18 protein-coding genes and 3 pseudogenes are annotated in these 22,806 nt (G+C 36.7%); 10 read left to right on the top strand and 11 right to left on the bottom strand.

Annotated elements, in window-relative coordinates; genetic code table 11:
* Positions 1-1,038: 1,038 nt before the first annotated feature.
* On the top strand, positions 1,039-1,422 hold the full coding sequence (locus AACK98_RS01500; RefSeq protein WP_339040838.1) for a hypothetical protein: 384 nt from the start codon (positions 1,039-1,041) through the stop codon (positions 1,420-1,422).
* Positions 1,326-1,697, top strand: coding sequence for an IS1 family transposase (locus tag AACK98_RS01495; protein ID WP_339042506.1), 372 nt, complete (start codon positions 1,326-1,328; stop codon positions 1,695-1,697). The genes AACK98_RS01500 and AACK98_RS01495 overlap by 97 nt, the downstream gene beginning before the upstream one ends.
* 249 nt (positions 1,698-1,946) lie before the next feature.
* Here the strand turns inward: AACK98_RS01495 and trbC are convergent, their stop codons facing one another.
* The 10 genes and pseudogenes from trbC to AACK98_RS01445 all read right to left on the bottom strand — a co-directional run bounded on the left by trbC (position 1,947) and on the right by AACK98_RS01445 (position 10,004).
* Entirely contained in the window at positions 1,947-2,516 is a 570-nt protein-coding gene (trbC, locus tag AACK98_RS01490) for a type-F conjugative transfer system pilin assembly protein TrbC (RefSeq protein ID WP_339041778.1), read from the bottom strand.
* Between the two features lie 9 nt (positions 2,517-2,525).
* Positions 2,526-3,473 carry a TraU family protein gene (locus AACK98_RS01485; protein ID WP_339041776.1) on the bottom strand — a complete coding sequence of 316 codons (948 nt, stop codon included), beginning with the start codon at positions 3,471-3,473 and terminating at the stop codon, positions 2,526-2,528.
* A 100-nt stretch (positions 3,474-3,573) separates the two neighbouring features.
* Positions 3,574-3,958, bottom strand: a pseudogene (gene tnpA / locus AACK98_RS01480) (IS200/IS605 family transposase).
* Positions 3,959-4,392: 434 nt separating this feature from the next.
* Positions 4,393-5,094, bottom strand: coding sequence for a TraB/VirB10 family protein (locus AACK98_RS01475; protein WP_339042504.1), 702 nt, complete (start codon positions 5,092-5,094; stop codon positions 4,393-4,395).
* 44 nt (positions 5,095-5,138) lie between these two features.
* On the bottom strand, positions 5,139-5,615 hold the full coding sequence (locus AACK98_RS01470; RefSeq protein ID WP_339041774.1) for a hypothetical protein: 477 nt from the start codon (positions 5,613-5,615) through the stop codon (positions 5,139-5,141).
* Complete coding sequence (locus AACK98_RS01465) at positions 5,612-6,019, bottom strand: hypothetical protein (RefSeq protein ID WP_339041772.1); 408 nt, start codon at positions 6,017-6,019, stop codon at positions 5,612-5,614. Before AACK98_RS01465 ends, AACK98_RS01470 begins: the two co-directional genes overlap by 4 nt.
* 276 nt (positions 6,020-6,295) lie before the next feature.
* Positions 6,296-6,493 (bottom strand): hypothetical protein, encoded by a 198-nt coding sequence (locus tag AACK98_RS01460; protein ID WP_339041770.1) that lies wholly within the window; start codon positions 6,491-6,493, stop codon positions 6,296-6,298.
* A 409-nt stretch (positions 6,494-6,902) separates the two neighbouring features.
* Positions 6,903-7,955 carry a DsbA family protein gene (locus tag AACK98_RS01455; RefSeq protein WP_339041768.1) on the bottom strand — a complete coding sequence of 351 codons (1,053 nt, stop codon included), beginning with the start codon at positions 7,953-7,955 and terminating at the stop codon, positions 6,903-6,905.
* Positions 7,956-8,396: 441 nt separating this feature from the next.
* Entirely contained in the window at positions 8,397-8,903 is a 507-nt protein-coding gene (locus tag AACK98_RS01450; RefSeq protein WP_339041766.1) for a dCMP deaminase family protein, read from the bottom strand.
* A gap of 480 nt (positions 8,904-9,383) precedes the next feature.
* Entirely contained in the window at positions 9,384-10,004 is a 621-nt protein-coding gene (locus AACK98_RS01445; RefSeq protein WP_339041764.1) for a hypothetical protein, read from the bottom strand.
* 478 nt (positions 10,005-10,482) lie between these two features.
* On the opposite strand from AACK98_RS01445, the gene AACK98_RS01440 reads away from it, so the two are divergent.
* The 8 genes and pseudogenes from AACK98_RS01440 to AACK98_RS01405 form a co-directional block, all read left to right on the top strand.
* Entirely contained in the window at positions 10,483-12,030 is a 1,548-nt protein-coding gene (locus AACK98_RS01440) for a leucyl aminopeptidase (protein WP_339041762.1), read from the top strand.
* Positions 12,031-12,669: 639 nt separating this feature from the next.
* The gene (locus AACK98_RS01435) at positions 12,670-14,694 is read left to right on the top strand and encodes a lytic transglycosylase domain-containing protein (RefSeq protein ID WP_339041760.1); all 2,025 of its coding nucleotides are present in this window, start codon (positions 12,670-12,672) and stop codon (positions 14,692-14,694) included.
* 120 nt (positions 14,695-14,814) lie between these two features.
* Complete coding sequence (locus tag AACK98_RS01430) at positions 14,815-15,792, top strand: LD-carboxypeptidase (protein ID WP_339041758.1); 978 nt, start codon at positions 14,815-14,817, stop codon at positions 15,790-15,792.
* 359 nt (positions 15,793-16,151) lie between these two features.
* The gene (locus AACK98_RS01425; protein WP_339040857.1) at positions 16,152-16,565 is read left to right on the top strand and encodes a hypothetical protein; all 414 of its coding nucleotides are present in this window, start codon (positions 16,152-16,154) and stop codon (positions 16,563-16,565) included.
* Positions 16,487-16,861 carry an IS1 family transposase gene (locus tag AACK98_RS01420; RefSeq protein ID WP_339040222.1) on the top strand — a complete coding sequence of 125 codons (375 nt, stop codon included), beginning with the start codon at positions 16,487-16,489 and terminating at the stop codon, positions 16,859-16,861. Before AACK98_RS01425 ends, AACK98_RS01420 begins: the two co-directional genes overlap by 79 nt.
* 204 nt (positions 16,862-17,065) lie before the next feature.
* Entirely contained in the window at positions 17,066-17,350 is a 285-nt protein-coding gene (locus AACK98_RS01415) for a hypothetical protein (protein WP_339041757.1), read from the top strand.
* Between the two features lie 144 nt (positions 17,351-17,494).
* Positions 17,495-17,602: pseudogene (locus AACK98_RS01410) on the top strand (IS481 family transposase); the annotation flags it as partial.
* Between the two features lie 331 nt (positions 17,603-17,933).
* Positions 17,934-18,239 (top strand): annotated as a pseudogene (locus AACK98_RS01405) (integrase core domain-containing protein); the annotation flags it as partial.
* A 180-nt stretch (positions 18,240-18,419) separates the two neighbouring features.
* Here the strand turns inward: AACK98_RS01405 and rpoC are convergent.
* The gene (gene rpoC, locus AACK98_RS01400) at positions 18,420-22,613 is read right to left on the bottom strand and encodes a DNA-directed RNA polymerase subunit beta' (protein WP_339041755.1); all 4,194 of its coding nucleotides are present in this window, start codon (positions 22,611-22,613) and stop codon (positions 18,420-18,422) included.
* Positions 22,614-22,806: the final 193 nt, after the last annotated feature.

Below are 22,806 nucleotides of genomic sequence, written 5' to 3'. Positions count from 1 at the left end.
AATCAAGCATCTTCAATCTCTCAAAAAGAAATAGCTAATTTATAAGCACGAAACACTAAACGCTTTTATACCATATTATTATACCAAATAACACACCGAACACTGCAACTTTTCGTGTAACTCATCTGGCAATGCAATATTATTTTAACATAATGATGGCATATATCACAATAGACCTCTTGCATAACCTGTTCCAAACTGTGATTTGATTGTCACTAAAACATAAAAACACTCACGTGGATCATTGTTTGGTGACGTTTTGCAAAAATCTACTCTATAAGAATTTCTACCTCAGAATGAGGTTATGCAAGAGGTCTAATATATTACCATAGCATGTGGAGCCTAGCTATATATAGTTGCTCTGATAGCTTTCATGACGCGAGTAACTATTTATACCACCATACTAATAACAGCAGGTATTTAGAATAAATTTTTATTCATTTGGAATCTACAATATAATCGCCATTTTAGGCAAAAAACTGACTTAAAATTGATCAAAAAGACAAAGTTTAGCATGACTTTTTTATGCTACTTTAGCAATATATGTTAAATTAAATTCGGGTATAAAACATGGTTTGCATTTCTCAATTGATTAGAATGCAATGTCGATTTTGTAATTTTATAGTTGATTATAAAATCCTAGCAAAGTGAATTTCATACATCTTTAGAATAGTAAAAATAAAATAGTCAAAGCTTACAATATAACATGCTGTTACTGCAAATATAACTTGCGCATAAAACGAAGCAATTACCTATAATCTCTCAGAAAGAGATGAATTCTAGCATGAACATGCAAAACACTTTTAAATTTTATTATTTATAAGCAGTTATATACTGCTCCTCTGCAGAGCGCTTACTTTTGCAGTAATTAAATTAATAATATAGCGCAAATTTTAATAATATAATATAATTTTGAGAGTTTTCACAATTAGATAGAAGTATGATATGATCACTTTTTTAAAAACTAAAGAGTGGTTTTATGGTTTGTTGTAAGGGATGTTGCTCTGATATCTTTGTAAAGAATGGCATTGTGAGGGGGTGTACAGCGTTATAAGTGCAGATCATGTTCTAAATTTTGTTGAGGGCGATCTGTGCAAGAAGCCTCAAACAGCTGTTAAGAAAGCATTATGCGTTATGCTATATAGTCTTGGTAATGGCTCTTTTTCTATGTTAGGCAAGATATTATGGCATTCGGCGTCCATAATTTATCGCTGGGTAGTAGAGGCGATGGGCAAGACTCAGGAGCCAGTTGTCTCTTCGGATATTATGGAGATGGAATTCGACGAGATGTGGCATTTTATTGGTTCAAAAAAAACAAGCTTTGGATCATTAAGGCAGTTGATCGTAGTACAAGGAGAACAGTTGCCTGGGTTACAGGCAATCGTGATACTGCAACATTCCAAAAGCTCTACAACAAAGTGAGTCATCTGAAAGAATGTCATTTTTATACGGATGATTGGGATGCTTTTTCTAAAATTTTACCCAAAGAGCGTCATACAATTGGAAAGTCTGGCACAGTATGTATCGAGAGAGATAATAGCAACACGCGACATCATTTATGCCGAATGACACGGCGCACTAAAATCGTTTCTAAAAAAGAGTCAATGGTATACGGATCCATCAAGCTTTGGTGCGCTCTTACTATTACACAAATATTCAAACAATATCAAGAACAGCTCTTATCTATCTTTATGTGAAAACTCTCGAATTTTGCATAACATGATTTGCCTTGCTTTTTAATTCCCCATCTTCCATCCTGTTTATGCTAAGGCCAAGTGCTTCTGCCTCTTTAACAGAAAACCCAGGGATACTCTCTCCAGATGACTCGCTTTTGACGTATCACTTAGCCGAGTTCAGATTGTTCTTAATCATATTTTCTAGTGCAATATCTGCATTCGCAATCTCAAAACATGACATGAACATGACACAAAACACCAAAAATACGTTCATTGCAGTAGCAACTCCTTCGCCTGAGCACTCAAATCACCCTTTTTTGCAAACTCTCTTAGTGCAAATTCAGGCATCACGTTTCCATATAAAACGTCATATTGATCGCCATCAGATAAAACAAACGCAGGAACTTGAGCAATCCCATATTTCCGAAATAATGTTGGATCGATTATAAATCCATCACCAATGTCATTTGTAAATTTCGCTAAATATTGAACAGTCTTACTCATACTGCCCTTGTGGAGGCCTCGTATCACAAAAATAGCGCCATATCTTTTAGCCGCATCCATTAGCTCTCGAATGTTTTTTGGCTTCATTCCAAGCGTTACAAAAATATAAAACTGGCTACCACTCTCAGTTTGACCAAATACTGACTTGCGAATCTTTTGCGAACTTGAAATCAAATCTTGCATATATTCACCATGTTCATCCTTGGCTTGAACAGCTTTATTTTCTAGTTGCTTCATCAACTCTATAGCCCCAGCATCTAGTACATCCTCTGCAAATGCCGCTGAATTTAAGCAAAAATATATACCTAGGCAAAATAATAGGAGCTTCATATTCATAATGATTTTTTAAAATAAACAGCAGTTGCGTTTTCTCCAAAGTAAGTACACAAAATCCTCACCCTTGGTCGGATACTCGCGGCCACTTGAATACATAACATCAGACATACCAATGTTATTACATGCATATTCCGATGAAACATTGGCTTTTGGATATGTCATTTGCGTCCTATATTGGCTTTTTGGAATTCTCCATGCATATGAACTCGAGCAAAGCTCACCATTTGGCTTGCTGGAATCTGTCGCTGTCTTCCGAGCCAAACCTAGCCTATGTAGCTTTGCTATTTGCCGCGCAGCAAGCAGCTGGCTAGTTGCTATCCCACCAACATGGTTTGACGCATAGCCAGTAAATGGATACAAACCTCCTTGACAACCTGCGCACCAAAATAGTAAATCCATAGGCTTTTTCCTGGCAGTTGCAGAAGCGCAATCAGCAGCACATGCCGCAATTGCAAGAGGACTTGAAAGTAAAAACACTTCAGGATGCATAAAATTGCTTAGACTATCGCTATCATGCGCAGGATCAACTTCGCTCATATATGCAAGGTCGTAGCTTGCAATATCCATGCAGCTAAAATCAGATAATAAATTTAGCAATGCTAAAGGCGGATAAACATAATAATGAATTTGATAATAAGCCTTGCTTCGCTTTTCATTTTCACTGCGGATCTTTTTAAAACCTCCTTGTTTCTTGCCCTGCATCACCTTAAGACCATCTAAAGAAACTAGACAAAATGGCGTTCTTGTAATCTCAATAAGACGTATTGGATCCCAAAAGCCAGTTGCTATGCCTGGCATCAGAGGAATACCGTTCCTATTACAGAAACAAACTGGCATAGAAGGATTTGGAGTGTCTTTAAACTTTGAGCTTCCGATTATTGGCACGCTACCTATTGTAATTGGAAATACGCAGCTCCAGCAAATATCAGTGATAGGGTTTAAAATCTGCCCTGGCACGCGCCACCTTGTGCTCTTTGCGCATCTGTGATATCAATTACTACCGGCTAAAGCGCGGTAGTTTGTGTAACGCTTGCAAAGCAGATTAAAAGCGTAAACGCTAAAACTCTGATATTCTAAAATCATCTTTTTTGTGATGTTCCTCATGCTGTTCTATATATTTTTGCACTTCTTCTGAATTCACATTGCCAACTGTCACAACAAAATACTCTCTGGCCCAAAGATGTTGTCCCACAATACCGCTTACGGAGCAGTGCAAATTCCTGTAGCAACTTACGACTACTTATACCTTTAATATATTGCACAGCTTTAGATATTGATATACTAGGCGGAACCAATGCTAATATATGTACGTGATCAGGACTCATACTACCACTAATTATATTTATGTAATTAGCAGCACATATTTCTCGGATTACTTCCCTAGTTCTAATCGCAACTTGCCCAGTTAAAACTCTATACCTATACTTAGTACAAAATACTATATGATACTTTAGGTCATATAGGCTGTGGGATCATCTCCTATATTCCATTCGTCCTCCCTTAGCACATTTCCTAGATAACTAATACTAAAGTGTTCGCCTAAAGGCGAGGGTGTTAACCATATCACATATAACTACATAAACTTCTGCCCATTCTCCCTTTTTACTTATAACTTGCTTTTCTGTAGATACAGTGCTCTGCATCCTGCAAGGCTTGCCTTTGCAATTTTGCTGCTGGATAAAATCTTCTAGTCTATTTTCATTTATCAGCTCATTAATTTTAGACGCAGGTTGACAAAAAATAGGGCTAGGAAGCTCGCATTCAGAACGGTTTTTATACATAGAGATAGAGCAGCCAGATGAGAACAAAAGTAACAAGATAGAAAGGCCGAATCTCGCGCGCTTAAATAAAAAGCTACATTTCATACCACCCTCCATCAATTCCAAGACTGTACTAAACTGTTCTTTGCCTCTTGTTTTGCCAAGCTACCCGACCTACTATTTTCAATAGATCTTTTTGTGTCATCCGCTCCAAAAAATGCACCTACTGTAAAAATCACATCAACCTTCCGGCCAGCTCCAATTTCTATCACAGGCTGAAGGCTTTCAGCTTTCGAAATGTAATATTTAGCAAGATTGTCAAGCGCGCTGTCTCCACCACTTGCAAAACTATCACCAAGTCTTGAGACTATACTAGGAGCAGCAGATGGATTGCTTACAATCTCAATAGACCTTCTTGCAGTATTCGAATTAAAATTGTTAGCAAGTCCTCCAAGCGTCCCAGAAATTAGGCTATTTACAAGAAGCGCACCTTCCCGAGAGATAACTTCTCCCTTCACGCCTTCAATCCCATCCTCACCAGCTACGAACCCCGCAATATCAGTCTCAACAATCCTCTTAGTTTTGGTGTCAATACAAGTCATCTTCTCAAGCCTAATCTCAATCCGCTCACTGCTTAAATTACCGCTCACAGCTCCAATAATATTGCAGTCTTTTAAGTCACTCTGAAATCTACGTGGCAGCGTCCCATGATCCAGTATACGAAGTAAAATTGGCTTGGGATTAGATGCAGAGCTAAGAGATGTAGAGGCAGCAACTCCAGAGAGTAACGCCGCCTTTGCCATGCTGCCTGCAGGTATATAATTATCTACTGTCTTTACTTTTTCTTCCTTTGCGCTGGGCTCTAGTGCACCGCGTACTGACCAATCTTCTTTGATCCCTCAGGCGCTTTATTATCAGATATTTTTAAGGCTTGCGTGCTTGAACTTTCTGCAGACTCTTGAATCTTTTGCCCTAAAATACCAATCTTCTCTTCTAACGCGCGGATATCAGGCAACTTCTCATTGTCACTTGCAATAGAATTTAAATCTCCCTTAATCTCATTTAACTTTTCATCTATAGCAGCACTTTGCTTCTTTATATTTTCCTGAATTTGAGCCCTCCAAAGATCATCTGTACTGACCAAATCAACCGCTCGAGTTAAATCTATCTCTTTGCTAGCATTCGAATGCTCAGGGCTTATCTGTTCCTCATGCACCCCAGCAGTAACAAAATATTTTAAAGCTAGCGCAAGTAGAAGCGTCCCTAAAATGCAGCAAGCAATCACTAGCAGCTTCGACTTCATTAGCTCTTTATAGTCAAACTTCTTTAAATCTATCATACTCTAAATACCAAATAGATTTCATTACGAGCTCGCGCAGCTGCAAGAATAGAAGAATCTATTCCAGCAATCTTCTTTAAATCCACCTCTCCTTCTAGGTACAAGTATTCTATCTTTTTAATCCGCAGCGACTTACTCCTGTATTCAACTACCTTCGAAATCTCATAGTTCTCCAGCCGCATGTCACTTGCATCTAGCACACTGAATGCATAGCGAATCGTCCTGCCAGACATCACGTCTTTTAGGCTAGATATAATGTTATCTTCAAATGATGGAGTGGTTTTATAAGAAGTCTTTGGAACCCCTATGTATACATGTTTAATAGTGACAGCACTAGGTTCACCAGCGCCTACAATTTTAAATTTAATATCTTGGACCGAGCCACTCTCAGTCAAAACAGTCACAGTGCAACTTTCGCCAATGCCAAGATTACTTGTGATAAAAAAAGATCAAGAGGTAGAATCACTTTCTATTTGAAAATCATCCAGGTGCCCAATTACTTTTAGTATTCTATCATCCTTAAACATCAATCGATTTATATGATCCTTTGAAATCGGAACAGTTAATATCCGCGTGCTGTTTGCCGTATATTCATATGCCTTGCCAAAGGAAACAGAGCACAGAGTACCTTGCATCAAAACTAACAAGACAAAATACTTGAAAATATTCATATGGACCTCCTACCTCTCTATAACTTGTTCGCTTGCAGTAAACCCAGTAATCACAAGCCTTCCTGCTAAACTTCCGTACTCTATAACAAATTTAGCACGGCTCTTTTGAGTAGCATCACTTGCAAATCTGCTCTCTAAAATTCCTTCAATCTGAGCGCTTCTGCCTGAGTCAATAATTTTTAGCTTTTTAATATTGAGAGTTTTCACATAAAGATATATAAGATCTGTTCTTGGATAATTCTATAAGGTATAGACTATTATTAGGATTCTAGTCCATCCGTCATCACTCAACCTTTTCCGAAATTGGTAACGCTTTAGCTTTGGCATCTGCTTTAATGTTTGAAATATCTTAATTTTAGCACTTGCTGAATGCTTTTATGCTTCTCCTACTTGCAGCTATTGGCTGCAGTCTTTGCGTCATAACTCTAAGAAGCATAGGATTTATCTTGGCTACAAACAGATTATGGCGCACCAAAAATCCTGCCACTTCAAGAGTTATGGTGCAACGACCTTAGAATGTATGGCTAGTCTTCCCGCTACTTCTAAATCTAAAAGATTATGACCTTATAATAGAAAGACTATCCATCTTTTTCAAGATCACTTGCCAGTTATCATCTTATTTTGCAGCTGGAACGGATGGAATTGAATCCTGTGTTACTGCTTTAACCTTTTCTGGAGCTGAATTAGTAGAACTCAACTTTGCTTCATTGTTACTCTGAGATGAATCTTGTGACTCTAAAGTTTGAGCAGAAGTAATGCTACCATTAGCAGATGATTTTGACTGAATTTCTGGGGACTGCACACTTACACTACCAGCTGTCGCAGCATTATCATTTGCAATTTGAGGTGCTGGAACTTGAGAGTCCGCCGCAGCTCTAGCTTTATTTATAAGGTCTTGCATTACATCATAAGTGAGAGTACCAAAATACATTTTTCCACCTATTATATAAGTAGGAGCAGCTTCTATGCCAAGTTCTTGAGTAATGTTCTTATTACTATTTAATGCATCCAGTACTATACTATTTTCCATTGATTCTTTCAATTTTGTAGTATCCATCCCTAGCTTTTTAGCAATTCCAAAGACAATATCTTGTGTAATTACACCCTGAAACTCTAGCAGAGCTTGGTGCAAAGGAAAGTACATGTTATTGTCTGTGATGTATGTAGCAATTGCAGCTGTGCTTGCAAAGCTTCCTCCTTCACTAACGACTGGCACTTCTTTGAAAAATATTTCAACATCCGGGTTATTAGATAGAATCTTAAGCTTTGTATCTAACATACTTCTACAAAATTTGCATGCATAATCAAAAAACTCAACTACCTTCACTCTCCCAGCAGGATTTCCAACTCTAGGCGTCTGGTTGCTAAACAACTTATCTTTTAGCATCTCTACTTTACCTGAGACATCAACACCTTGCTCTATGTTAGGACGCTGCGCTGCTGCATACTGCGATACGCTCTCCACTATCAATTTAGGATTCCTGCTTATGAAATCGGCAATAATGCTTTCAATTTCAGATCTATCAATTTTTGGCTGAACATATTGACTTTGCTCTTGTGTCATCGCAGTAACATTTGGAGAAGCTGGAACTGTCACTCTAGCGTTTTGCTGTGCATCCCCAGTCTTCGTATCACGCTTAGTATAGAACGAAAAAAAGAGCGCAGCCACAAGTATTAATAAAACATAAGGGATAATCTTTCTATAATTCATGACTTCAATTAGAATTTATTTACAGAAACAATAAAGTTTATACTAACAACATTTTTCAAAGATTACAGTACTTTTAGTACAACTTAGCTATTATATCTTTTGAACTTCCCAAAAGCACACTAACACTATGCTAGCTGCCAATTATTTTATAATTATCAGCTAGTAATACTACATATCGTATACTGCAGGTAAATGAAGGGTGTATATTTAATTTATGCATATATGAAGTTAGACTTCAAAAAGAGCTAGGAAGAATGGGTACATATGTGTACATAAGAATCATTCTCACAAGGCGCAAACTTGAAAAGTATGACGAGTATACATAACAAATACATACTATTCATTTATCTGTGGTATGGCATGTGCCATACATTTGTGTTATTAATCCTGCGACTTTGTTTAACACTTTTCACCATTGTAAAGCTTTTGAATAGTTATTAATGGACCATCATAGTGTCTAATCAAAACTCCTGCTTCATTCATTAAATCTTTAGCGATGCTAATGCTATGTTGCCAACTTCTTTGTTGCTTATCATCATTGCCAGGAAAATTTTTATCAAAAATTACTTCCTTGATTCCAGCTTGTATAATAGAAGTTGCACATCTGCAACATGGGATCCACGGTACATAAACCTTACAATCTTCCGCAACGACTCCATTTCTAGCGCATTGTAATATAGCATTTTCTTCCGCATGTGTTATCAACATATACTTACGCTCTCTATCAGCATACCTTTCATATGTATCAGTAATTCCTCTAGGAAAGCCATTATACCCTGTCGCTCTTATTTCATTATTCTTCCCAACTATCAAAGCACCAACCCTTGTACTTATATCTTTGCTTTTCATAGAGACCATGTAAGCTATACTCATGAAATACTGATCCCAACTATATGTATTTTGCATTTTTTACTCCATGAATTTTCAAGTATGAAATTGATGTACAGCTAATTCTCTTAAAAACATTTTTACTTTTAGGTATCGTTTATACTAACGTTTATTTGTTCAATGATGCGCTGTGAACGGCGCAAAACCTTACAGATCTATGAGTATTGAATCGGATATATTATCTGAGATTCTCTAATAAAAAATACAACTATAAGTTATCCTTAATAATTATCCTGTTAACATAAACACACCATGAAAAATAGATTATATTTGAAGTTATTATCTAAGCCTAGGCAAATCTAAGCTAAACAATTTTATTGCTTCACAAAAAGTAAAAAGCTTGTAAATCGAAAATAGACAGCGCTTTTATAGTAAAAGAGCAATATAACAATTTATAAAAAGACAACAATATTCAGCCAGGATATAGATTTGAAAATGAGCACCAGCAAATTATTTTAAACTAATATATTCTAAAGCATAGACTCTGAAATCAATACATTAATTATATCGTTTATATAGAGCGCTCTGTCCCAGAGTAATAACGAAGTTGTAATTCCACTCCTCTTCCTCCTCATCTTCACATCCGTCTTTAAGCGTACCAAGTTTTCTTTCTACTTTTTTAGCAATAAGCAAGTTACGCTCAGCGTTATTCTTCAGTGCTTTAAAATCATTATCTGATTTATTGTTGCGCTGTGGAAAAAACATCTTCGTCTCAAATGGGAGAAAATCCCTATGTTCTATACGGAAATTTATGTAAGGAACTGGGCCTGCAGATGCTCCTGGCATAACAGTTAGAAACGTAAAGTATCCAAGATTATCAGTAATAGCAGTACCAGATCCAAGAAAATTCCCATCTCTTTTTAGGACTCCTTTAGGTGGTGGAGCATGCCAAATTATCAGACGCGCTCCGCCAACAGGCACGCATCTTGCATCTAGAAGACGACCATAAATATTAATGAACCTACCGCTTGAAAAATACACACCACCAGTCTCTATCCGCAGATTGTTAGTTTTGCCAATATCAGAAGGAGGAGGTTCCAATCCCCAAATTTGCGGCGTTACATCACACACTACATCCACTGCGAAACAAGATGCTTGTGTTACGACGCTAAATATCACGCAATATAATATGTTCTTAAACATTTATCACTTAACCTATTAATAACAGGTACGATGCTAGCTTAATGCAAATTTGCCGTCAACCTGATTTACTATGTACACGCAGCATTGCTCAAGTACGATCCAATAATCACTATAACAAAATAAACCACTAAGAGTTATATTATAATTAATAATTTATGCCAAACCATTACTTATATAAACAATCTACAACTAAAAGAATCAAAATTTCACATAAAAACCAGCAGTTCATATATTAGAAGTTTTTACTATATTTTCTCAGCAGTTGCTTGTATTATATCACTGGGTAATTATGGTTTGTAGAAAATTTACAATACATCCAATAATAATCTTTGTAACTCTTTAAGTTTTGAATTTAAAGCCTGTTAAATATAGGCTTATATTTTTAATTGACAACGCCAAGATGTAGCGCATAACTTAAAATTGTTTTTTGTGTGCAATATTTTGATAATTTGATTTGGAGATTGAATTAGTTTTTATGAATAATATGGAATTCTCTTTTGGTGATTTAAAATCTACAGCTTCAAAAGTCTCAATTTTTCTAGTATCCGAGAGTTTGTTGCTACCACAAACATTACTTGATCTTGACAGCACAAATGTAGTTAGTAAAGCAATCGACTATAATCAAGAAACACAGTTTTTCTCTGGAAAAAGCTCTGAAATATTGTCAATACACAGCCCTGCAGAAACAGGAAAAGCTCTAATACTACTTGTTGGAATAGGAAATATAAAGTCGTTAACAGAGTTAAAATTGATAAGTATTGGCGGCAGCATAGCTACTCGTTTAAATCGCCTTAAGATATCAAAAGCTGATCTTGTTATAGAATTAGAAGAAGGTGTTGAGATAGATGCAAATGCTGCAGCGCTTGCAATTGTTTCTGGAATTAAGCTGAAAAATTATGGATTTAATGAATATTATGTAGCGAAAAAGTCTGAGCACCTGACATATATTAAACATGTAAATGTTATGTTAGATGACTTTGTGCAGTGTCAAACCAAGTTCCAAAGTACAGAAGCTGTAATTGATGGCGCTCTATTTTCTAGGGATTTAATATCAAAGCCTGCTAATGACCTGTTTCCAGAATCTTTTGTCGAAATAGTAAAAGGTCTCTCACAATTCGGATTACAGATTAAAATTCTGAATGCATCTGAGATGCAATCGCTTGGTATGGGAGCACTTTTGGGTGTCGCTCAAGGCAGTGTTAAAGAGCCATATTTGGCAATTATGGAATGGAAAGGCAATTTAAGTAGTCCAGAAACTCCGCCAATCGCTTTTGTTGGAAAAGGTGTAACATTTGATACTGGCGGTATAAATATTAAGACTCATTCAAGCATTTCAGAAATGAAATACGATATGGGCGGTGCTGGAGTTGTAACAGGCCTCATGATGGCGCTTGCAAAGAGAAAGGCAAATGTTAACGCAGTCGGAGTTTTAGGCCTTGTAGAGAATATGCCATCTGGAACCGCACAAAGACCTAGCGACGTTATACGCACAATGTCTGGCCAAACTGTAGAAGTTGATAATACAGATGCAGAAGGAAGATTAGTACTCGCAGATGCACTTTGGTATACACAAAAGGAATATAAACCAAAGCTTATAATAGATCTTGCTACCTTAACTGGAGCGATTACTATTGCACTTGGAGATTTATATGGGGGTCTCTTTTCAAATAATGAAGAAATTGCCCGTCAGCTTATGGAATCTGGGAATAAGACAGGAGAACATGTATGGCAGTTACCGATGCATGAACACTATGATAAACAGATTAATTCTGATATTGCAGATGTTAAAAATACAGGTTCAGGTCGTGGCGCTGGCAGTATCACCGCTGCTCATTTTTTACATAGATTCGTGAACAATTATCCATGGGCACATCTTGATATTGCAGGAGTTACTTGGAATAAACACGGAACAGATCACTCACCAAAAGGCGCAACAGGATTTGGAGTCAGACTACTGGACAGATTCATTTCAGATTATTATGAGAACGAACAGCTGTTTTAGATGCACAAGTAATTTGAAGATTTTCTTTTCTTTTCAAGAGCTAAGAATATAATCATTCATATACGTCCTGTTTAACCTTAAAGGTTTGGACTTTTGTCACGGCAAGTTCGTTGATGGACCGAGTACATATACTATTGATGCTTTTATATACCGCAGGTAAATGAATGCTTTGTATTTATTTAGTACAAACGAAGTTATACTTCAAAAAGCTAGGAAGAATGCAAACGTATGTGAAAACTGCCGGAAAAGTACTTGTATTAGGATTTAAGCGCGATTTTTAGAGTGCCAGTTAATTTCCTAATCAAATACTTTTATATTTGCTAAGAAATTAACGAAGTAATACCAAATCCCACAAATAACAGCATATATTAGCTGCGTATTTTTTAGAAGATTTCAGATGAGATTCGAGTTTAGCTGTACTAGAGGTACATCTACTAGAAGCGTATTTAAATTTTAAAGAAAAGACGAAGCTAAAGTGTTATGTTATTTGGGGAGTTGGTATTATATGTGAAATCAGGCTAAAGGAGTTTGCGCAAGTGGCATTGTCAGCAGTGCCGTACTGCGCGCTCAGTCTTTGTTGACTTATAAGCCTTTTACAAAATCAAGTGATGAAACATATTTATTTAATTTATACTGATTATGGGAAGCTATCGGTATTTCATCGCGTTTATTCTTTGCTTTTTTCAATTGCAATGTATTGCAATAGCAAGTGTTAAATCATTATGCACTCAAGTTGCTCTCAACACAAATATAGAATACGAAAAAACACAAGAGGAGGCGATTCGAGCTGCGAAAGCTGGAGATTTACAGAAAGCTTACGAGATCGCTGATAAGTCGAATTATCCGAAGTATACAAAAAAGCTTGTCACCTTAGTTACAATACTGTCAAACAGAAGCAATATGGGAATGCGTGATATTGCAAATTTTATCTCAGAAAACAACTGGATTACTAAAACTTTTCAAGATGAAATAGAAGCAAATCTAAATGTTAACAATCCTACTGATAGTCTGCTGTGGTTTTCTATACACCCTCCTGCCTCAATAAACTCAAGATTCTTATTTTTAGATGCTAAAATAAGAGCTGCAAATATGACGTATAAAGAACGCATAGGAACAGAGCTAAAACTCAGAGAATTATGGGTAAATAATGTATTGAATAGCAAGCTAGAAGATCATTTCCGTAGAGTTTATATCTCATCTGTTACAAGACCAGAGATATCTAAGAAGTTAAATAAATTGATTTGGAATGGCCATTATGAGTCGGCGAAAAATCTTCTTGCAAATGCAGAAAAAAGTTCGCAGCCAATATTCATGCTAAAACTCAAAGCAGCATCAAACCCCAGCGAAATACCAAGAATACTGAAAAGTGTAGGTAAAAACCTAATTGACGACAATTTTTTGCATTATATGTATATCAAGTACTTATTGCGAAACAATGAAGACAAAGAGGCGCTGAAGCTTCTGCTACAAATCCAACCTAAGTCAAATTTTGACAAATGGTGGCCTCTTAAGAGAATCGCAATTAAAAATGCGATCAGAGAAAAACAATATAAAATAGCGATGCAACTTCATCAAAATCACGGTCTACGAAACAGGCAAGATTTAGTAGATGTTAATTGGTACGCTGGTTTTATATCGTTGCGTTTATTAAATCAACCATCTGCTTCGATTGATTATCTACAACAATTCTTTAACAACTCTAATACTGCAAATTCAAAGGCTCAGGCTGCATATTGGCTGTACAGAGCGCACCATGCTACAGGCGATACAAAAAAGTCAGAACACTGGTTGAGAGTAGCATGCGAATATCCTGGAAATTTCTATGGGCAGTTGGCATTGGCTATAGCATATCCAGATTCAAAAATAGATTTATTCAAGAAAACTGCTGCTATTGATTATCATATACAAAAAAAAGCATTTTCTCCTGAAGAAGTAAAAAAAATAGCAATTGCTGCTAGGTTGATGTTTAACACCGGATATAAAAAACATGCGTTTACATTACTAAAATCTATCTCAGAATCAAAATTAGATAGCAAATTCACAAACCACATAGCAAAACACTATATAAGCACATCTTCGTATGCTCTTGCTACTACCTTCGCTAAATATCTGATTAGTAACGGACATTCACTTACAAGGCCATGCTATCCAACACATATTAAATTTGACATACATAAAAATACCTATAACGATTCGCTTTACTATGCAATCATGCGTCAGGAAAGCGACTTTGACCAAACCACAGTAAGCATAGCAGGAGCCGTAGGGTTAATGCAACTAATGCCTGAAACAGCAAAGCAGTGTGCTAAACAACTCAGTATGCATCAAAATTCATATATATACAGCGCAGATGCAAACGCAGCTCAAGGCTGCTTTTATCTAGATAGTATAATGGAGAAATTTGATGGAAACTATGTTTTATCTATAGCAGCTTATAATGCTGGAATCGCTAGAGTAAATAAATGGATTGTAGATTATGGTGATATTAGAAAAAGCACATCTATAGAGGATGTTATTGATTGGATTGAAATGATTCCATTTAATGAAACTAAACTTTATGTTAAAAAGGTCATAGAAAATATGGTAGTGTATTGGTCTATTCTTTCAAAAACAAAATATGAAGCTAGAACACTCTATACATATATCGCAGGAGAAAGAATGTAGATCTTGCTATTGCACTGCAAAGCGCCATATTAATTTTGAAAAGTATGACGGGTATATAAAATTGATCAAACTATAGTTGTTATTATGCCTAGTATTTTACCTATAATTTTGTTATTTGTTATGGAAATTTTCTGTAGTTCAGGATTCTCCGTTGAGACTTCGGAAAATAATAGAGTTTTGTCTGCAAAAACGATGCTAAGCGAGCTGAAGAATAAAAATATAGAGATAATAGCACCTGCTTCTGGTGTACCAATGGAAACGCTAAAGCAGATTGAGAATGTTTTTCCATTTAAGCTTCACATTAATAAAAATCTTTTTGGTGGCGATACAAGGTTCCATGCAAATACGGATGAACAAAGAGCATCTCAACTACAGGATGCGCTAAACTCTGATGTTCCTAATACTGTTATCTGGTGTCTACGCGGCGGATATGGTGTTGGCAGGTTAATGGATGTAATATCAGATATGAAAGAACCAAATAATAAAAAAATATTAATTGGTTATAGCGATATTACAGCTTTACATCTATTCCTTTCTCAAAAATTTGGGTGGCAAACTATACATGGGACAGTCTTGACTGACATGATAGCTCCTAATAAAGACTTAAAAGGACTGCAAATAGTCTGTGATCTAGCAAGTGGAGAAATAAATAGTTCTACATTACCTGGTCTGATACCAATTAATGGTCCCGCAAAAATATCAAAAAGCATTTGCGGCAATTTAACAGGTGGCAATCTAACTATTATACAGTCCAGCATTGGAACTTCATGGCAAATACAAACAGAAGGGAAAATAATCTTTATTGAGGATTGGGCAGAACCAGGATATAAAATTGATAGGATGCTTTGGCACCTAAAATCAGCTGGAGTTTTTTCTGGAGCAAAAGCAATATTATTTGGAGATTTTGAAGCGGCATCAAAAGATTCTGATGTAGAATACGCTCTGCAAAGGTTTGCTGATCAATCTGATATTCCTGTCTATAAAACAAATAACTTCGGGCATGGAAAATATAACTACCCACTGGTATATAATGCTTCTGCAAAAATCGAACCAGAAGGTGGGACATTCACCATGCATTTTAATGTCGATCTGAAATAAATAATACTAAATCCTACATATAACTAGCGCGAGTTGCCAATTAAAATTGAGCCACTAAGGTGCTAATTCCCGGCAATACGGGTCCATAGATCTTTCATAAAATCATCGACAAAACAGTATAGCATAAGTGATAAAGGTACTGACAAAAGTTAGGAATCAAGATATAAAAAGTGAGTATGAAATAAAAAGCATAAAAATATGGCAAGTGTGTGATTCGTAGACATTATTACTATATAGATGTAAGATCTATTATCAACGTTGATTGTTTTTTCGGCATTGCTAACCAAGAATAGATTTTGCTTTTAAATTCGCGTATATGTATACTGCCTTGATAGTAAGTTATATTGGAAGCATTATATATGTTAAGTTGTAAGCATTGTGGCAGCATAGGAAGCACAAAGAATGGCTATATTAAAGGTCGTCAGAGGTATAAGTGCCTAGAGTGTAAAAAGAGCTATAAGTCTGGAGATATGAGAGTAAAGTACAGCCTTAATAAAAAGATGAAGGTTGTTAGTATGTATCTGGAGGGAGTTGGAATTAGATCAATCGAGAGATTAGAAAAGGTCTCGAGTTCACTTATAATAAAGTGGATTAGAAAATTCTCAAAGCTTCTAAAACAAAGGCTGAATGATGTTACGATACCTGAGGATGCCAAGCAAATCTCAATTATTGAGCTGGATGAGCTTTTTAGTTATTGCCAAAAAAAACTAACAAAGTCTACATTTGGCTTGCTGTTGATAGGGACAGAAATAAAGTTGTTGATTTTGAAGTGAGCATTGTCAGGGATTTTGCATCCTATCTTCCGATTGCCATGCGATTACAAAGTAGCTACGAGATAGAGATATCATGCAGTGACCATTACGACGTTTATGAAAAATTTAGGATTGCTAAAAAACACTATTCTACTAAGGCAGAAACGTCTTTAGTGGAATCATTCAACTCATTAATACGGCACTATTTAGCCAGGTTTCATCGTAAAACCAAACGTTACAGTAAGGCCATAGATATGATCTATAACTCTATCCTAATGCTTTTTAATAAAGACTTGCTGATATCTATCTTTAGTTAGCAATGCCGTTTTTTCAAAGTAATGACACGGTTGTTACTGATTAATTAAGTAGCTATATGCAAGACAGTCTCAAATGTTAAATTACGTCTTCAATGGCTAGAGCTATATTGGCAGCTAGGTAGTTATGCAGCTGTATGTAAGCATTTTGGGATTTCAGTTTTACACTGCGTAAATGGCTTAGGAGATATGAAGAATTAGGGATAAATGGACTCAAAAACAAAAGCTGTAGGCCTGTTTTCTCCATATCAAAAAAGGAATGATCATAATGAACATCTTATCTTAACGCTAAGAAAAGAAAGAAAACTAGGTGCAAGACGACTGCAAACGGAGTTGCAACGCTTATATTCTTTATCTTTCTCTTTATCAACGATCCATAAAACATTAAAAAAGCATAATGTTGGTGACCTTTTTTTGAAGCGTCATTATAGAAAACAAACAAAACGCTACAACTGTAAATATCCTGGAGAGCTTGTACAAATGGATGTATAGTAAATTAAGTTGAAGTTTGCGCATATATATAGATGTGTGTTACACTCAAAGGAAAAATGCCATCCTCATACAACGAAGATTTTCGGAAAAAAGTAATAACATATGTATGTTTTGGTTCAATTCTTTAATACGCAAACCTCAGCTCAATTTACCATATGTAAGATAGCAGCAGGTCTTTATCAGTATACAGCTATTGATGATTGTACTCGCTACAAGGTCATTGCTTTATACAGCAGGCGTACGTCAGCAAATATAGTAAATTAAGTTGAAGTTTGCGTATATATAGATGTGTGTTACACTCAAAGGAAAATGCCATCCTCATACAGCGAAGATTTTCGGAAAAAGTAATAACATATGTGTGCTTTGGTTCAATTCTTTAATACGCAAACCTCAACTTAATTTACCATACTTTAGACTTCCTAAATAAATTGCGTGAGAGGATGCCATTTTGCATACAAAGGATCCAAACTGATAGGGGCAGAGAATGCATTTCAAGATAGACTAAAAGAATGGAAGATTAAATTTCGACCTATCAAGGCCAGCTTCGCCACATCTTAATGGAAAAGTCGAGAGATCTCAAAGAACTGACTTAGACGAGTTCTACAGCAGCATTAACATTAAAGATGCTGATTTATCCGCAAAACTTCAACAATGGGAAGAATATTATAACAGACACAGGTCTCATAGCTCATTAAAAGGAAAAACTCCTTGGGAAACTTTTCAAGCTCTACAAACTCTTGCTCCCTCGCAAGCAGAAATAGAGGCAGCTTACAACCCTGCTAACGAACCATATGCGCTTCAAAACTACAAATATGAGCAAAAACTAACAGTACTTAAAAACAAATACAATTCTGGAAAGTTACAATTAAATCTGACAAGTAAAATGTAACAATGCCTACGAATCACACATCTAATAAACAATTATGAAGAGTTTTCAAGTCCATCCGCCAGAAATATGCATTTTAGCTTTTGAAATTCCTTGGTGCAACTTTATATTGTGTATTTTGTTGCTCAGCTGATGGTATCTGTGTCAATTTGTTGTGATTTTTTATCTATAGATTCTAACTCTTCAATCAAATGACTGATGTTTCTTAGCTTTACGCATATAAAACCCTGTACCAGCAGGAATCAAACGCCCAACTATTACGTTTTCTTTTAATCCAAGCAATGGATCATCTTTACCTGCAACCGCAGCATCTGTTAAAACTCTGGTTGTCTCTTGGAACGAAGCAGCAGACAAGAATGATCTTGTTTGCAATGAAGCTTTTGTAATACCTTGAAGAACAGGCAAAGAAACAGCTGGAGAATAACCATCTTGTACTGTTTTACGGTTCACTTCTTCAAATTCATCCTTATCAACATATTCACCGACTATGAAAGTAGTCTCTCCATGATCAACAATCTCAACCTTTTGCATCATCTGCCTTAATATCACCTCGATATGCTTATCGTTGATATCAACACCTTGCAGCCTATAAACCTGTTGTACATCTTCAACTATATACTTAGCAAGTGCCTCAATCCCCATAATTCTAAGTATATCATGTGGAGAAGGGTTCCCCTCAATCAACATATCACCCTTGGAAACATAATCTCCCTCGTTCACTGTAATATGACGTTCCCTAGAAATCAGATATTCCACAGCAGACTCTTTGTTGTCCACAGGTCTCACTATAATACGTCTTTTCGACTTATAATCCTTACCAAATTCAACATATCCATCAATCTCACTGATGATAGAATGATCTTTTGGTTGGCGTGCCTCAAATAATTCCACAACTTTAGGAAGACCACCAGTAATATCCTTACTTCTAGAAGACTCTTTAGGAATCCTGGCAATAACGTCACCAGCATGTACAGAATCGTTATCAGATATATTTAAGATCGCGCCAACCTGTAGGAAATACTTAGCTTCAAGACCATTAGATAGTGTGAGTACTTCCCCATCATCACCTTTTACTATAACTCTAGGACGTAGTTCATTACCTTTAACATACTTTTTGCTATCAATAACTACTCTATTGACTATACCAGTCACATCATCTTGAACTTCCTTCACTGATACACCGTCTATTAGATCGAGCAACGAAACTATACCTGTTTTCTCGACTATAATAGGAATTGTAAACGGATCCCAAGTAGCAATCTTTGCACCAGGTTTAATTTCCTCGCCATCATCGATCAATAATTTAGCACCATAAGGAATCTTATAGCGTGCTTTTTCAACATTATTCTTATCTACAACTATCGCTTCACAACTTCTACTCATTACAACTTTTCTGGAATCACTATCCAACACCACATTATGATGTACTAAGCGTAATATACCAGCATAAGATGCAATAGCAGCAGATTGAACAGAAGCACTCTGTGCTGCACCACCAATGTGGAAAGTTCTCATGGTTAGCTGTGTTCCTGGCTCACCTATCGACTGAGCTGCAATCACTCCAACTGCTTCACCAACACTTATCAGCTTACCAGCAGCAAGATCTCTACCATAGCATTTAGTACATACACCCATTTTAGATTCGCATGTAAGCACAGATCTAACTTTTATCGAATCAATACCAGCTTCCTCTATATCAGCCACCATTTTTTCGTTCATCAACTCACCTTTGCGAACAATGATCTTATCTTGAGTAGAATGATAAACATCATTAGCAGCAACTCTTCCAAGTATGATAGAAGAAAGCGGGACAACAACCTCACCACTTTCTATGACTGGCCGAACGACAAGACCCCTGTCAGTACCACAATCTTCTTTAACAACTATACAATCTTGCGCAACGTCCACAAGTTTTCTTGTCAAGTAACCAGAGTTAGCAGTTTTAAGCGCAGTATCTGCAAGACCTTTACGAGCACCGTGTGTCGAAATAAAGTACTCAAGTTCTGAAAGACCCTCTTTAAAATTTGAAACAATAGGAGTCTCAATAATAGCACCAGATGGCTTTGTCATCAAACCTCTCATTCCAGCGAGCTGTTTAATCTGCGCAGTAGAACCCCTAGCACCTGAGTCAGCCATCATAAAGATATTATTTACCCCTGTATGTCCAGCACCAACAGACTGAGTATTTGAAATCGCTCTCATCATATCAACAGCAATTTTATCTGTACAACGAGACCAAGCATCAACTACTTTGTTATATTTCTCACCAATTGTTATCAAACCATCTGCATACTGATTCTCATACTGCATAACTTCAGTTCTTGCTTCGCTTATATGCGTCTCTTTGCTCTTTGGAATCACCATATCATCTTTTCCTATAGAGATCCCAGCTTTGCATGCATAAAAGAAACCTAGCTGCATCAATTTATCTGTGAAGATTACAGCACTCTTCTGCCCACAACTACGGTAGACTAAATCTATCAAACGTGAAACTTCCTTCTTTGTCATAAGCTTGTTCACCACCTCAAAGTCAAGATTAGACTCATTAGGCAATAGCTCTGAAATCAATATACGCCCAGGATTAGTCTCAGCAATAAATTTTACTGGATTTCCATCAACATCTTTGATCGTACAATAATACTTGATCTTGGCGTGCAGAGAAACTTTATTAGCATTTAACGCATGCTCTAGCTCACCAATATTATTGAATACTTTACCGTGCCCTTCTTCATTATCAAAGATCAAACTCATGTAATAAAGTCCAAGAATTATATCTTGAGTAGGAACTATTATAGGCTTACCGTTGGCAGGGCTCAAAATATTATTTGTCGACATCATAAGCGCTCTCGCTTCAAGCTGCGCTTCTATAGAAAGCGGCACGTGCACAGCCATTTGATCACCATCAAAGTCAGCATTAAACGCTGCACAAACAAGTGGATGCAACTGTATTGCTTTTCCTTCTATCAAAAGTGGTTCAAACGCCTGAATCCCGAGCCTATGGAGCGTAGGTGCACGATTCAATAGTACAGGATGCTCCCTAATAACCTCTTCTAGCACATCCCATACCTCAGGCCTCTCTGCTTCAACCATCTTTTTCGCCGCTTTCAATGTAGTCGATATTCCATACATCTCAAGCTTGGAATATACAAACGGCTTGAATAGCTCAAGCGCCATTTGCTTTGGAAGACCACACTGATGTAGCTTTAATTCAGGCCCAACAACAATCACAGAACGCCCTGAGTAATCTACCCTTTTTCCAAGCAAGTTCTGTCTGAAACGTCCCTGCTTACCCTTCAGCATATCAGCAAGCGACTTAAGTGGACGCTTATTAGAGCTCTTTAGTGTTTTTCCCTTTCTGCCGTTATCAAATAATGCATCAACAGATTCTTGTAACATACGCTTCTCGTTACGTATGATAATCTCAGGTGCTTTTAACTCTATCAAACGTTTTAGACGATTGTTTCTGTTGATCACTCGTCTATAAAGCTCGTTTAAATCAGAAGTAGCAAATCGCCCACCATCCAGCATAACAAGAGGTCTTAAATCAGGTGGAATCAGAGGAAGTACCTCAAGCACCATCCACTCCGGTTTGTTGCCAGATTCTATAAACTGTTCAACTAACTTTAGGCGCTTTACTATCTTCTTTCTTTTTACTTCAGAAGTCACACTTGTTATATCGGAACGCAAGCTTATTCTCAAAGCTGGCAAATCAAGATCTTGAAGCATTTTCTTTATAACCTCAGCACCAGTCCCAGCTTCAAAAGAGCTCTCACCAAAATTCTCCTGTGCTTCATAATACTCATCTTCAGATATCAGCTGGCCATATCTAAAAGTAGACATACCAGGCTCAGTGATAACATACGACTCAAAAGCGAGTACTTCATCTATAGACTTAAGCGGAAGATCTAGAAGCGCACTAATCCTGGAAGGAAGAGATCTTAAGAACCAAATATGCACCACAGGAGTTGCAAGCTCAATATGCCCCATTCTCTCACGACGCACCTTAGAAGTAGTTACTTCAACACCGCACTTGTTGCATATAACACCACGATGTTTCATACGCCTATACTTTCCACAAAGGCATTCATAATCCTTAACTGGCCCAAAAATACGAGCACAGAACAACCCACCATTCTCAGGTTTTATAGTTCTATAATTAACTGTGTCTGGCTTCTTTACTTCACCATAAGACCAAGATCTAATCCTTTCAGGACTAACTAAAGATATCCTGATTTTACTAAAATCGTTTATATCTCTGAGCAGACCTAAATAATCAAAATTTGCTGAATGAGGCGTTGTATTGGAAGATTTCTGAAATAAATCTTCGCTTTGAGTATCCAAATCATTCACAATTTCTTCATCTCTAAAATCAGCCATACAACCTTTATTCACTAAATTTACACAACTAGCACTGCGGCAACAACTACCAACAAAAATATCTAGACTCTTGGCATAACATGACTTGAATCCAACCTATACGTTGCATGATTTCATGCTAAAACCACAGAAATCTACATCAAGTAGGCTATGCCTTATTTACGCTACACGTATATCAACAAGATTAATTCCA

It is taken from the genome of Candidatus Lariskella endosymbiont of Hedychridium roseum (assembly GCF_964020185.1).
Classification (GTDB): Bacteria; Pseudomonadota; Alphaproteobacteria; order Rickettsiales; family Midichloriaceae; genus Lariskella.
Note: the sequence above shows the minus strand (reverse complement) of the source record. Positions and strands in the feature narration are given on the sequence as shown.

Excerpts from the sequence above, each read along its gene's own strand:
- trbC (WP_339041778.1), bottom strand. The coding sequence starts at position 2,516 with ATGAATATGAAGCTCCTATTATTTTGCCTAGGTATATATTTTTGCTTA.
- AACK98_RS01425 (WP_339040857.1), top strand. The coding sequence starts at position 16,152 with ATGTTAAGTTGTAAGCATTGTGGCAGCATAGGAAGCACAAAGAATGGC.
- AACK98_RS01435 (WP_339041760.1), top strand. The coding sequence starts at position 12,670 with ATGGGAAGCTATCGGTATTTCATCGCGTTTATTCTTTGCTTTTTTCAA.
- AACK98_RS01470 (WP_339041774.1), bottom strand. The coding sequence starts at position 5,615 with ATGATAGATTTAAAGAAGTTTGACTATAAAGAGCTAATGAAGTCGAAG.
- AACK98_RS01430 (WP_339041758.1), top strand. The coding sequence starts at position 14,815 with ATGGAAATTTTCTGTAGTTCAGGATTCTCCGTTGAGACTTCGGAAAAT.
- AACK98_RS01415 (WP_339041757.1), top strand. The coding sequence starts at position 17,066 with ATGGACTCAAAAACAAAAGCTGTAGGCCTGTTTTCTCCATATCAAAAA.
- AACK98_RS01450 (WP_339041766.1), bottom strand. The coding sequence starts at position 8,903 with ATGCAAAATACATATAGTTGGGATCAGTATTTCATGAGTATAGCTTAC.
- rpoC (WP_339041755.1), bottom strand. The coding sequence starts at position 22,613 with ATGGCTGATTTTAGAGATGAAGAAATTGTGAATGATTTGGATACTCAA.